Raw genomic sequence first — 12,014 nt, 5'->3', positions numbered from 1 at the left:
GGTCTTGCCGGAGCCGGACTCGCCCACGATGGCGGTCATCTGTCCTGGGCGAACCTCGAGGTTAACGCCTTGCACGGCGGGAACGTCACCACCTGCGGTGGAATAGGAAACGTTCAGATCCCGCACGCTGAGCAGGGGCTGTGCTGCATTCTTTGAAACAGTCATTTTAGGCCTCCACAGGGAAGTTCTGGGACAGGCGGTTGGCGGACATCACCACGGCGACCAGCGCAATGCCGGGCAGGATGATGAGCCACCAGGCGGTGGCCATGAAGTCGCGGCCCTCGGCGATGATAAGCCCCCACTCCGGGGTCGGCGGCGGAGCACCGTAGCCCAAGAAGCCGAGGATGGACAGCTGCAGGATCGCGGTGCCAAACTGGAGGGTGGCCAGGGCGATCACAGGGGTGAGTGAATTGGGAAGTATGTGTCGCAAAAGCACCGTGGCGTGGGTGGCGCCCGCGCCGTACGCGGCCTCGATGTAGTCCGAACTGGCCACGGTGATCACCTGGGAGCGAGCCAAACGGGCGAAGGTCGCGACCGAGGTCGCGCCGACGGCCACCGCTGCCTGCACGGAGCCGAAGCCCAGCACGATGATGATCGACAGCGATAACAGGATGCCGGGGATGGACAGCAGCACGTCGACCACGCGCATGAGCACGCTATCCACCGCTCCTCGCAGGGAGCCGGCGAGAAGACCGATCAGCGTGCCGACGACGAGACCGACGGCCACGGCGATCAGCGCGCCGAGCAGCGACTGGCGGGCACCATAAACGATGCGCGCGTAGAGATCGCGGCCCACCGCGTCCGTTCCCATAAGGTGGCCGGACTCCCCCGGCGGCAACAGGGCCACATCGGTGCCCGCATAGGGGTCAGCCGAGGTAAACAAGCTCGGGAAGAGTGCGGCCAGGAAAGCGATCACGAGGATCACGATGGCGATGAGGGAACCCGGCGCGAGCCACGGGTTGGAGGGGTGGCGGCGCGGCGCCCGTGTAGAACGCAGCGGTTTGGTGTGCGTCATGCTCATGAGCGCACCGTCCTTTCCGAAGTAGCGGCCGAGGTGGTGGCGGAATCTGTGCTGCGGCGGGCCGCACGCTCCGGGGTGCCGGCGCGCAGGCGCGGGTCCAGCACCGGGTAGAGCAAATCCACCACGAGGTTGATGATGATGTAAGAGGTGGCGGCGATGAGAACCACGGCCAGCAGAACCGGGGTATCGCGGTTCGCCACGGCCTGGGCCACCATGTAGCCCAAGCCGGTGCGACCAAAGACGGTCTCAGTCACCACGGCACCGCCGACGAGCTCACCGAAGAGCAAGCCCGCCATGGTCAAGGTGGGCAGCAGCGAATTGCGCAGGACGGTGCGCCAGAAGATCCAGGACTCCGAGGCGCCGCGTGCGCGCACCGCCTGGACGAAGGGCCGGGATTGTGTCTCATCGATGGAGCGGATCAACACCTGAATCAACGGCGCGGCCATGGGCACCGACAGCGTCAAGGTCGGCAGGATGAGGCCCTCCACGCTGCCGGGTTCGATGACCCGCACCCAGCCCAGCTGGAAGGAGAAGAACTGGATAAGCAGGATGGCAATCCAGAAACCTGGCAGCGAGACCATGAAGGAAGGCAGGCCTCGGAAGAAAGAACCGATGCCGCCGAGCCCCGGCAGTGTGGCCAGGAAGGCCACAAGCACGGCCACGATGAGCGCCAAGCCGATGGCGCAAGCGGCGAGGATGAGGGTGTGGGGAAGGGCGTCGGCAAGCAGCGTAGCTACCGGGGCACCCGACTGCGTGGAATTGCCAAAGTGCCCGGTGAGGAAGCCACCCAGGGAGGTGAAGTACTGCACCACGAGCGGCTTGTCGACGCCCATCTCCTCCCTGATGGCGTCAATCTCCGCCTGGGATAGGCCCAGAGCGGGGTCGCCGAAGCGCGACTGCACGGCATCCGACGGCAGCGCCGACAGGAGCAGGAAGGCCACGGTATAAGTAATGAGCAGCACGAGGAGGGCTTGCCCAATGCGGCTGAAAATCTGGCGAGTTGTCATTTATTTCTCCTCCTCATTCGACGCGGCCTCGATGCTGACCTCGTAGAACCAGGGGCGCGCCACCGATTCCGGGCTAAAGCCCGAAATTCCTGGCCGGACAGCATAAACCACCGGTTCCTCGAAGAGCGGAAGCACGTAGGCCTGCTCGGTGATGTAGTCCTGGACCTCTTCTGCGGTCTTGATGCGGCCTTCTTTGTCGGGGGTGTCGAGGACGGCGTCGAGAAGCTCCTGCAGGTGCGCGTCGATTGGGGTGCCCTCCGCGTCTTGGTTGAGGAAGGCGTCGCGGTTGTTGATGCCATAGAGCGAGGTGATGACGTCATAGTCGGCGCGGCCCACCATCGAGTGGTAGATCTGCACCTTGTCGACGTCCTTGGCATCGGCGTTCTGCGTGGCCTGGTCGCCGGCGTTGACTTGGATGCCGATGCCCAGCTCACCTAGCTGGTCCTGCACCATGGTCATGACTTCCTTAGAACGCGGCTGCGGCAAGGCGGTATTGGTGCGCAGGACGAGGCGCTCGCCGTCCTTGACGCGGATGCCGTCCGGCCCGGGTTCCCAGCCGGCCTCGTCGAGAAGCCGCTTGGACTCTTCGGGATCGAAGCCGTAGGCAGCGGACTGGTCCTTGTAGGCCAGGCCGGTCTTGGCCACCGTGGAGGTGGCCAGCGGGTAGGACTCGGAGAAGAGCACGCGGAGGATCTCCTCGCGGTCCACGCCGTGGATAATGGCCTCGCGCACGCGCTTGTCCTGCAGCAGCGGGTGGTCGAAGCGGAAGGCGAATTGGTTGTTCATGGAGTTGGTGCCGCGCGAGACGATGTCAACGCCTTGTTCTTTCAGCAGCGACTCCTGCGGGGCGGAGATCTGGCGGGCGATATCGGCCTGACCGGAGAGGATGGCGCCGGTGCGCACGGATTCCTCGGCGGCGAGGATGTAGTGGACGCCGTCGATCTCCGCGCGTCCTTGGTGCTTCACGGCCGGCGGGGCCCAGTCGTAGTCCTCGCGAGCCTTGAGCTTGAGGTCGGTACCGATTTCTTCCGATTCAACAACGAAGGGGCCGGAGCCAATGACGTTGACCGCGTTGCCGGGGCCAAAGCCCTCGTTGTCCAAGGCCAGCGTGGAATCGGAGAGCAGGCCGGCGTTGTAGGCGGAGGTGGCCTGGAGGAAGCCCGGGGACGGCTGGGTGAAGTAGAACTTCACGGTGTCCTCGTCCACGACCTCGCCGCGGTCGTAGTTGGCAATCTGCTCTGAGCTGGTCAGCGTGCGGGACTTATCGCCGCGCCCGAAGAGGTCGAAGTTGGCCACGACGTTCTCGGCGGTCAGCGGGGAGCCATCGGAGTAGGTGACGTCCGTGCGGATATTAAACGTGTATTCCGTGGCATCCGCGTTGACCTTGGGCATCTCCGTGGCGATCCACGGCGAGAGCTCGAGGGTCTCGGGGTCTTGGTACAGGAGGCGATCGGTCAGCTGGTTAACCACGCCGCCATTGGGGTAAAAGCCGGCGGCCGGCGGGTAGAGCGTGCGGAAGAACTGCGGCTCCAGGTAGGTGAGGACATTCTCCTCCCCGTCCGGCCGGTCCGCGGCGGAGCAGCCAGCTAAGGCGAGGGCTGCTGCCAGGGTGGCGGCGAGTGCGCGTAGGGTTTTCACGGTAATGCTTTCAGAGAGTAGATAGTCGGTTTGAATTGTGTCTACGGATTTAACACAACGCATACTGACCGGTATTATTCCACTAGACAGCACAGTCTAAAAGTTCGAGGTTGATTTACATGCCCTCCATCGCCATCGTCGGGGCCGGCCCGCGCGGCATCTCGCTGGTCGAGCGCCTCGCAGCCCACCTGCGCGCGACCCCCCTTAATTCACCCCTGCGCCTCCACATCATCGATGATGCCCCGCTGGGTGCTGGCCGCATTTGGGATACCGAGCAAACCCGCACGTTGTGCATGAACACGTTGGCCGGCGCGGTCACCCTGTTCACCGAGCCCAACTCCACCACCACCGCCCCGGTCCTCGAGGGCCCCATCCTCTACGAGTGGATCCAGCTCTTGCGCGGAGAGCGCCCCGACATCGCGCCTGCCAAGCTGGAGCTTTATGATTCCCACCCGCCGCGCGAGGAGCTCGCCGACTCTTTTGCCGAGGAACTGGCGCAGACCCGCCCGGAATCCAACCCCTCCCGCGCGCTCTACGGCGCCTATCTGGAGTGGGTTTTCGAGGTGGCGCTGGCTCAGCTGCCGGAGAACGTGGACGTCGTCCAGCACCGCGCCCGCGCGCTGTCCGTGGAGGAGCGCGGTGAGCAGGACGCCATCGAGCTTTCCGACGGCACCACCATCACCGCCGACGCCACCGTCCTGGCCTATGGCTGGCAGGTACCCGCGCTGAGCGAGTCCGAACGCCCCCTGGCGGAGGCTGCGCACTCGGACCTGCGTTGGGTGCGGCCAGACAACCCCGTCGAACAGCCGGTGTCTGCAGTCCCCGCAGGCGAGAAGGTCTTGGTCCGCGGCTTAGGCATGGGATTCTTTGACGTCATGGCGCTGCTCACCATCGACCGCGGTGGTGAGTTTGTGGAGGATCCCTCCACGCGCTCCGGGCTGCGCTACGAGCCCAGCGGTGAGGAGCCGCACTTCATCGTCTCCTCCGGCCGCGGCTACCCTTATATCCCGAAGTCGGAATACCACGCGCTGCCACCGAAGGCCGCGCTGACCCGCTTCCGCGCCGCAGTCGCCGCGCTTGATCCGGAGGCGGAGCTGGACTTTGGCACGCAGCTGCTGCCGCACATCCTGCGCGATGCCTACGCCGAGTACTACGAGAACCAGGCCCGTGTATCCCCTGATGCCCTGCAGCGCCCGCTCGAGGATGTCCTCGCCACGATTGATGCCACCGCGGTGGATGCCGACGACCTGACAGGCATGGCGGACCAGCTGCGCGTCGCGCTCGAAGGCGCGTCGACTGAGCCGCTCGACCTAGCGCACTGGGCGCACCCGCTGGCGGATTTCAAGGGCACTGAAGTCACCGAGTACATCGCCGAAGGTTTGGCGCGCGATATCGTCGAGGCCGTCGCCGCCGCCGATTCCCCGCTGAAGTCCGCGCTGTGGGCCATCTCGGCCGCACGTAAGCCCTCCTCCATCGCCGGTTCGGAAGGCCGGATGACGTGGGAGTCCCGCACCAGCACCTACAAGGAGTTCATGGCCTTCGGGCAGATGGTGGGCTCCGGCCCGCCGCTCTTCCGCACCCGCCAGCTGCTCGCGCTTGTCGACGCCGGCCTCGTCACCTTCCTAGGCCAGCACCCCCAGCTGGAGATCGGTGATAAGTTCACGCTGCGCACCGCGCACGGCGAGGCTTCCTCCGCCTGGCTTATCGACGCCTGGATGCACTCCCCCGACGTCCGCCGCGCCGGCGATCCCCTTGCTGTGTCGCTCAACGGGCGTGTTCGCGCGTTCGTCGACCATGGTCAGGCCACCGGCTCGCCGGAAACAACATGGAACCGCCGCGTGGTCAACCCCGGCGGCACCGAGGACCCGCGCCTGCACATCGTCGGTATCCCCACCTATTCGCAGTGGCCGGATACCACCATCTCCCCCATGCCGGGCACGGATCCGCTCATGCTACAGGAGACCGACCGCACGGCCGGATCCCTCCTCAGCACCCTCTAGCCGCCGCGTGGCCCCGCCTCACTTCTCGGGGCCACGAGCTAGTTACGGCCGACTGTCAAAGACCCGTCGGAGGTCCGCAACGCGGTTATCGAGTGGAGGGACCAAATTCTTCACATTGAGGTGCGCGTTCTGCCCTTTGAACTCCCATACGTGACCCGTAAACGCCGCAAGGATTGCGTCCTTTTCAACTTCGAGAGAAGGGTTCGCGTCGATAAAAGCCCCGATAACATCTCGCCATAGCTGCGGGTCACGGGCACAAATAATGTAGCCGTGCTCAGCCTCTTTGAGGAAGGCGATGAGGCATCTAAACACGAGCTCCTGAGACGGTAGAACAAGTCCGTTCTTGTTGTTGCTTTCGATGACCTTGGGGATGTCACCAGACGCTTTGGTCCTGTAGGGGAACATCTCCATGCGCACGATGTCTCCTGCTCGCTCACCCGATTCGGAACGCTCCGGAATGACCTCATTCCACGAAACAGGCTCTTTTTCTTCACAGTCATCGAAGAGGTAAAAGCGTGCGCGATCGAAATACCAGCCTTTGTCATCTGCAATGTCCCAGGGCAAGCGAGCGTTGTCGACGTCATTCGAGAACAGCGCCGCGACATTGCCTTGATCCCTGATGAAGGGAGTAAATGCCTCTCCCCCATCTTTTTTATTTGGTACGCCCTCCATTCCTTCACGTGCCAGCCTGATGACGTCATTTCCGCCATATGCTGGATTCTTTAGCAGCCACAAAATACGGATATGCTGGATGCCGCCATCTAGCTTCACCGACAAAGATTCCGGAACGGTTCGCGTAAGGCGCGCGGCACTCTCCGCAGCCTCCGCGCTAAATGCCTCCTTGATTGCCTCGGCGCTCTCCTCGATGCGCTCATCCTTAAATTCAGCACTAATGCGCTTCTTAAGGGCATCAGAAGGAGCGAAGACCGCGCCACAGAGATACTCCTTGAACGTTGGCTCTTCGCGGTTAAGACTGTCGCCGTTGAGGGCATCTGAGTTCCACCCAGCGAAGGTGGCAAAGTCCTGCTCGTGCATGCAGGACTTCAGGAAAGCTTCCACGTCTTCGCCTTTCGACGCAACGGTGGCCTGCGGGTACTCAGGGTGGGTTCCTTGAAGGAATTGAATGAACTCCTCGGTAGGTTCATCGGAACCGTTCGCAAATGGAACTGGAATCGCGTCGAAGTATGAGGCCCAGAACTCTCGTGCTGCGTCCACCTCATCGCTGAAGGACCTCAGCGGTTGTGCCGTATCTGTCATAGTGAGTCTCCTACAAGGTTGCTAGTGAAGGGCGTCGAGCGCCTGCTCCAGGTCCGTGAGTAGGTCATTGATGGACTCGATACCCACGGAAATGCGCACGAGGTCTGCTGGTGGGACGAGCTCGGAGCCCTCCGCGGAGATATGCGTCATGTTCTGCGGGTGTTCGATGAGAGACTCCACGCCGCCGAGGGACTCCGCAAGCGAGATGAGCTTGGTGTTGAGGCAAATCTGGCGGGCATGCTCCTCGCTGTGGAAGCGCACGGACATCATTCCCCCGAAGCCGCGCATCTGCTTTTTCGCCAGCTCGTGGCCCGGGTGCGAGGGCAGGCCTGGGTAAAGAACCTGCTTGACCTCTGGGCGGGACTCCAAGAACTCAGCCACAGCCTGCGCATTGGAACAGTGGCGATCCATGCGGACCTCCAAGGTCTTGATGCCGCGGGCGGTGAGGTAGGCGTCGAAAGGTGAGGACACCGCACCGACATTGCCTTGAAAGTACAGCAGGCGCTCATCCATCTCCGCGGAGTTGGTCACGACCGCGCCGCCCAGCACATCCGAGTGGCCGCCCAGGTACTTTGTGGTGGAGTGCAGGACGTGATCCGCGCCCAACTCCAAAGGGTTCTGCAGGTAGGGCGTGGCGAAGGTGTTGTCGACGACGATCTGGGCGTCGCCAGCCGCCTTGACTGCCTTAGCGACCGCAGCGATATCCGTGATTGTCGTCGCTGGGTTGGTCGGGGTCTCCAACCAGATCAGCTTGGTGTTGTCCTTCAGCGCCGCCTGCACCGCCTCAGTATCGGCGGTATTGACGATGGACAGCTCGATGCCCCACTCACCGTAATCATGATGCAGGAGACGGTACATGCCGCCGTAGGCATCGTTGCCGAGGATGACGTGGTCACCAGGGCGCACGATGATACGGATGAGGGTATCGACGGCCGCCATACCCGTGGCAAAACAGCGGGCGTACTCGGCGTTCTCTAGTGCGGCGAGAGTTTTCTCCAGAGAATGAACGGTGGGGTTGGCCACGCGCCCGTACTCATAGCCGCCGCGCAACTGCGCGAGGCCGTCCTGTTGGTACGTCGTGGAGGCGTAGATCGGTACGTTGATGGATCCCATGTAGGGATCCGGCTGGTAACCGGCATGGATGGAACGGGAGGAAAAGCCAAGAGTGCGGTTGTCAGTCATGAGGCACAATTCTAGACCAAGCTGTTCAGTTGTGAGAAAGACTGGCTTTTTATATTCAAATCCCTTCCCTACTATCGGTAGGCGTCAGTCGTGAGCGATAGTAGAAAGGACACACATGACCAGACCTACCGCATACCTCAGCGCTTCCGCCGAGCAGACCAACGGGGCCGTCGACGCGGTTACCAGCTGGTGGCAGACAGAAAACATGCAGTCCTGGCTCATCGACAAACCCATCGGCATCGCGCTCATCCTCATCGTCGCTGTCATCGGCAGCTGGCTGCTGCGCCGGCTTATTACCAAGCTGGCAGATAACAGCATCAAGAAGGGCAAGCTCAGCTCGCCGCTCTCTCCGCGCAAAGCTCACCGAACAACCGACAAGGTCCTCGAGCAAACGCAAGAGGCCCGGCGCACCTCCCGCATTCAGACTCTCGCCGGCGTCGGCCGCTCCGCGGTCGCTATTTTTGTTTGGGTCTGGGCAGCGCTGGCCATCTTGGACAAGCTCGGCGTCAACGTCGCCCCGCTTGTAGCATCTGCCGGCGTGGTTGGCGTCGCCTTAGGTTTCGGCGCACAAGCTTTGGTCAAGGACTTCCTTTCCGGCATCTTCATGCTCATGGAAGATCAGTACGGTATCGGCGATACCATCGATCTCGGCAACGGGGTCTTCGGCGATGTAGAGTCCATCTCCCTGCGCATCACCACGGTCCGCGATATTGATGGCGCTCTGTGGTACGTCCGCAATGGCGAAATCTTGCAAGTAGCCAACCACTCCGACCGCTACTCCGTAGCCCGCGTCCAGGTCCCGATTGCGCTGAGCAACGACCCCACCCGCGCAGTCGACGTCATCACCTCCGCAGCTGAAGACGCCGCCCGTGACTCCGAGATCAAGGACTTTATCCTGGCCAAGCCCACGGTCAATGGCATGTCCGGCCTGGAAGTTGACCACATGTCCTACCGCGTTTCCGTCAAGACGCTACCGGGCAAGCAATGGGATGTGCAGCGCGCGATGCAGGCGAAAATCCTCACCGCCATGCATACGGAAGGGATCACCACCCCCTATCCACGAGGGATGGCTATCTTTGATCTGGAAGAACCTGGCCTGACGTGAAAGGAAGATTAGGCGTGCAAGCAACAAGCGTGTACGAAGCCGTCGGTGGAATGGAGACCTTTGAGAAACTCGTCGACGGTTTCTACGCCCAGGTGCGCAACGATGATCTCATCGGCCCGATGTACCCGGACGATGACTGGGAGGGCGCGCAGCAGCGCCTGACCTGGTTCCTCGTGCAGTATTGGGGAGGACCCCAGCTCTTTTCCGAGCAGCGCGGCCACCCGCGCCTGCGCATGCGCCATGCGCCCTATCCCATCGACATGGCCGCCCACGATCGCTGGCTCGAGCTCATGGGCAACTCCTTGGCGCAGATCGACGAGGAGACCATCCCGCCGGCCTATCGCGCCATGATTTGGGACCACATGGAGCGAGTGGCAGCGATGCTCATCAACCGCGCGCCCTAAGTAGGGCTATAGCAAAGTTGAATATAGCTCTGGGGCCTCCGGGAGGGCTCTGATACTGTTCGCCTAATAGAAATTAGCTCCGACTCGAACTTTAAAGATGACCAACCTCTCACTCTCCCCAGGACTATCCGCCCCTTCGCTGCCACGCAGGACACGCAATATTCGCTATACAGGCGTCTTTCTAGGCATTGTGCTGGCATCCTTGTCCTACTTTGCGATGCCGCAATCTGCGGGTTTCGATGCCCGCGTCACCGCTGCGATCGTCGTCCTCATGGGCACCTGGTGGATAACCGAGGCCCTGCCTCTCGCCGTCACCGCGATGGTTCCGCTGGTCGCCTTCCCCGCCTTAGGTACAGCCGACATGAAAGATGTTGCTGCGTCCTATTCTGCGCAAATCATCTTCTTGTTCCTTGGCGGGTTCCTCCTCGCCCTCGGCATCCAACGCTGGAACCTGCACCGACGCATCGCGCTCGTCATTGTTCTCCTCGTGGGAACAAAACCCGATCGCCTCATTCTCGGAATGATGCTCGCCACCGCAGCTTTAGGCATGTGGGTGTCCAATACCGCAACGGCTCTCATGATGATTCCGCTGGGCGCATCCCTCGTGACACTAATTAAAGAACGAAGCGGCACGACGAACGTCTCGAATTTCAGCGCCGGCCTTCTGCTTGGCATCGCCTTTGCCGCAACCATCTCCGCTTTCGGAACGATTATTGCCTCCCCAGGAAATGCCTTTGTGGTCGGCTACCTCAACGACGCCATCGGGACAACCATCACCTTCCCGCAGTGGATGATTTTCGGAACTCCCCTGGCACTTGGGTTTACGTTTCTGGGTTGGTTCATCATCACCAAGGTTGTGTGGAAGCCCGAAATCGAGGACATCCCCGGTGGCCGGGAACTGTTCCAGAAAGAACTTGCTGCGCTGGGCAAGATGAGTTTCGGGGAATGCCTCATCGCCATCATCTTTGGTGTAACCGCGCTCGCGTGGATGTTTGTGTCGCTCATTTTCAAAGACACCTGGGCCACTGATGCCGTCATCGCGATGATTGCCGGAATGTCCCTGTTCATCATCCCTGGACGGCCACGCGACGGGGTCATGCTCATGGATTGGGAAACCGCGCGCGATGTCCCATGGGGCACGCTTCTCCTCTTCGGCGGCGGCCTAGCGCTGTCCGGCCAGATCACCAACAGTGGACTCGATAAATGGATCGGCGAAGCCTTCTCCGGTTTAACCGCCCTGCCCTTCTGGGTAGCTCTTGCGCTTATCGTCCTCATCGTTATTCTGACGACAGAGATCACGAGTTCTATGGCCACGATTGCAACGTTCGTGCCTATCGTCGTCGGGCTTTCCCAGGCCCTAGGCTATGACCCGCTGCTCATGGCCATCGTTGTCACTCAGGCCTGCCAGTGCGCATTTATGCTGCCTGTTGCCTCTGCCCCGAACGCCATTGCGTTCGGAACCGGGGCCGTCAATATCCGTCAGATGGTCATCACCGGAATTTGGTTCAACGCCATCGGCTTCGTGTTGGTCTACGCTGTGGCCTTCACGTTGCTGCCGATAGCGCTCAACCTTTAAAGCCCGAAGGCGTCCTTTACTGGCTGGGACACCAGCTCTCCCCCACGCGTCATGAGTCCATCAGCTAGGCCCGGGAAGCGCTCAACCGCACCATCGAAACCATCAGCAGCCAGCGCGCGCATATAGGGCAGAGTGGCAGAGCCCAGCGCCCGGGCAGACGTATTCGCCACCGCGCCCGGCATGTTAGCCACGCAGTAGAAGATGGTGTCGTGCACCTTAAAGGTGGGCTCGTCATGCGAGGTCTTGTGGGAGTTCTCGAAGCAGCCGCCTTGGTCAATGGCAACGTCGACAAGCACGGCGCCCTTCTTCATCCGCTTGACCACATCCTCGCGCACCAACTTCGGGGCCGCAGCACCTGGAACAAGCACCGCGCCGATGACCAGGTCCGCCTCCAGCAGCTCTTCCTCCAGTGCCGATGGATCCGACACGATGGTGTGTTGCGACCGGCTATTTGGTAGCAGTGTCGTGACTATCTGGTAGCGCTTCAGTGAGTATCTGGTAGCAGCTCAGGGCGCTCGGGATGATACTTCCGGTAGCCGCACCACTCGGGTGCGGCGCGTACTGGAAGGAGTCCGCTGATGACGGATTACCGTGCGGTGATGACGCTGCTGATTAGGAAGCGTTCTTACCGCCAGATTGAAGACCAACTCGGGTGCTCGCACCGCGCGATTTCCCGAGCGAACCAAGCGCTGCGAAGCCTTGGCTTGACCACTGCCCAGCAGGTCGCGGCGTTGACGAATGACGAGCTGGACGAGATATTCGTTGACAAGCGCAGTAGCGGGCAAGGCGAGTTCGTCCCGATTGACTTTGACGCGGTCGTCAAA

The 12,014-nt window shown here is 61.8% G+C and carries 9 protein-coding genes and 2 pseudogenes; 5 read left to right on the top strand and 6 right to left on the bottom strand.

Annotated features, from left to right (window positions below; all coding sequences use genetic code 11):
• Nucleotides 1-166: 166 nt before the first annotated feature.
• Genes HMPREF2978_RS08860 through HMPREF2978_RS08850 form a run of 3 tightly spaced genes read right to left on the bottom strand, consistent with a single transcriptional unit; the run spans nucleotide 167 to nucleotide 3,729 of the window.
• On the bottom strand, nucleotides 167-1,021 hold the full coding sequence (locus HMPREF2978_RS08860; protein WP_070745087.1) for an ABC transporter permease: 855 nt from the start codon (nucleotides 1,019-1,021) through the stop codon (nucleotides 167-169).
• Nucleotides 1,018-2,028: an ABC transporter permease gene (locus tag HMPREF2978_RS08855; protein ID WP_070525397.1), complete on the bottom strand. Its 1,011-nt coding sequence runs from the start codon at nucleotides 2,026-2,028 to the stop codon at nucleotides 1,018-1,020. The genes HMPREF2978_RS08860 and HMPREF2978_RS08855 overlap by 4 nt, the downstream gene beginning before the upstream one ends.
• Nucleotides 2,029-3,729: a TIGR04028 family ABC transporter substrate-binding protein gene (locus HMPREF2978_RS08850; RefSeq protein ID WP_143342282.1), complete on the bottom strand. Its 1,701-nt coding sequence runs from the start codon at nucleotides 3,727-3,729 to the stop codon at nucleotides 2,029-2,031.
• Nucleotides 3,730-3,785: 56 nt separating this feature from the next.
• Between HMPREF2978_RS08850 and HMPREF2978_RS08845 the strand changes: the two genes are divergently transcribed.
• Nucleotides 3,786-5,666 carry an FAD/NAD(P)-binding protein gene (locus HMPREF2978_RS08845; protein WP_070745082.1) on the top strand — a complete coding sequence of 627 codons (1,881 nt, stop codon included), beginning with the start codon at nucleotides 3,786-3,788 and terminating at the stop codon, nucleotides 5,664-5,666.
• A gap of 42 nt (nucleotides 5,667-5,708) precedes the next feature.
• Here the strand turns inward: HMPREF2978_RS08845 and HMPREF2978_RS08840 are convergent, their stop codons facing one another.
• Both HMPREF2978_RS08840 and HMPREF2978_RS08835 read right to left on the bottom strand, forming a co-directional pair.
• A complete protein-coding gene (locus HMPREF2978_RS08840) occupies nucleotides 5,709-6,923 on the bottom strand; it encodes a hypothetical protein (protein WP_070745080.1) in 1,215 nt (404 codons plus the stop codon).
• Between the two features lie 21 nt (nucleotides 6,924-6,944).
• Nucleotides 6,945-8,105, bottom strand: a complete 1,161-nt coding sequence (locus tag HMPREF2978_RS08835; RefSeq protein ID WP_070525390.1) for a cystathionine gamma-synthase — start codon at nucleotides 8,103-8,105, stop codon at nucleotides 6,945-6,947.
• Nucleotides 8,106-8,220: 115 nt separating this feature from the next.
• Between HMPREF2978_RS08835 and HMPREF2978_RS08830 the strand changes: the two genes are divergently transcribed.
• From HMPREF2978_RS08830 to HMPREF2978_RS08820, 3 genes are all read left to right on the top strand, one after another.
• Nucleotides 8,221-9,210 (top strand): mechanosensitive ion channel family protein, encoded by a 990-nt coding sequence (locus HMPREF2978_RS08830; RefSeq protein WP_070745078.1) that lies wholly within the window; start codon nucleotides 8,221-8,223, stop codon nucleotides 9,208-9,210.
• Between the two features lie 14 nt (nucleotides 9,211-9,224).
• On the top strand, nucleotides 9,225-9,614 hold the full coding sequence (locus HMPREF2978_RS08825) for a globin (RefSeq protein ID WP_083298955.1): 390 nt from the start codon (nucleotides 9,225-9,227) through the stop codon (nucleotides 9,612-9,614).
• Nucleotides 9,615-9,711: 97 nt separating this feature from the next.
• On the top strand, nucleotides 9,712-11,190 hold the full coding sequence (locus tag HMPREF2978_RS08820) for an SLC13 family permease (protein ID WP_070745076.1): 1,479 nt from the start codon (nucleotides 9,712-9,714) through the stop codon (nucleotides 11,188-11,190).
• Here the strand turns inward: HMPREF2978_RS08820 and HMPREF2978_RS08815 are convergent.
• A pseudogene (locus HMPREF2978_RS08815) lies at nucleotides 11,187-11,624 on the bottom strand (alanine dehydrogenase); the annotation flags it as partial. The gene HMPREF2978_RS08820 and the pseudogene HMPREF2978_RS08815 overlap by 4 nt on opposite strands.
• Nucleotides 11,625-11,768: 144 nt before the next feature.
• On the opposite strand from HMPREF2978_RS08815, the pseudogene HMPREF2978_RS08810 reads away from it, so the two are divergent.
• Nucleotides 11,769-12,014: pseudogene (locus tag HMPREF2978_RS08810) on the top strand (IS21 family transposase); the annotation flags it as partial.

It is taken from the genome of Corynebacterium sp. HMSC074C01 (assembly GCF_001814605.1).
Classification (GTDB): Bacteria; Actinomycetota; Actinomycetes; order Mycobacteriales; family Mycobacteriaceae; genus Corynebacterium.
This window is presented reverse-complemented; position numbering and strand designations above follow the sequence as displayed.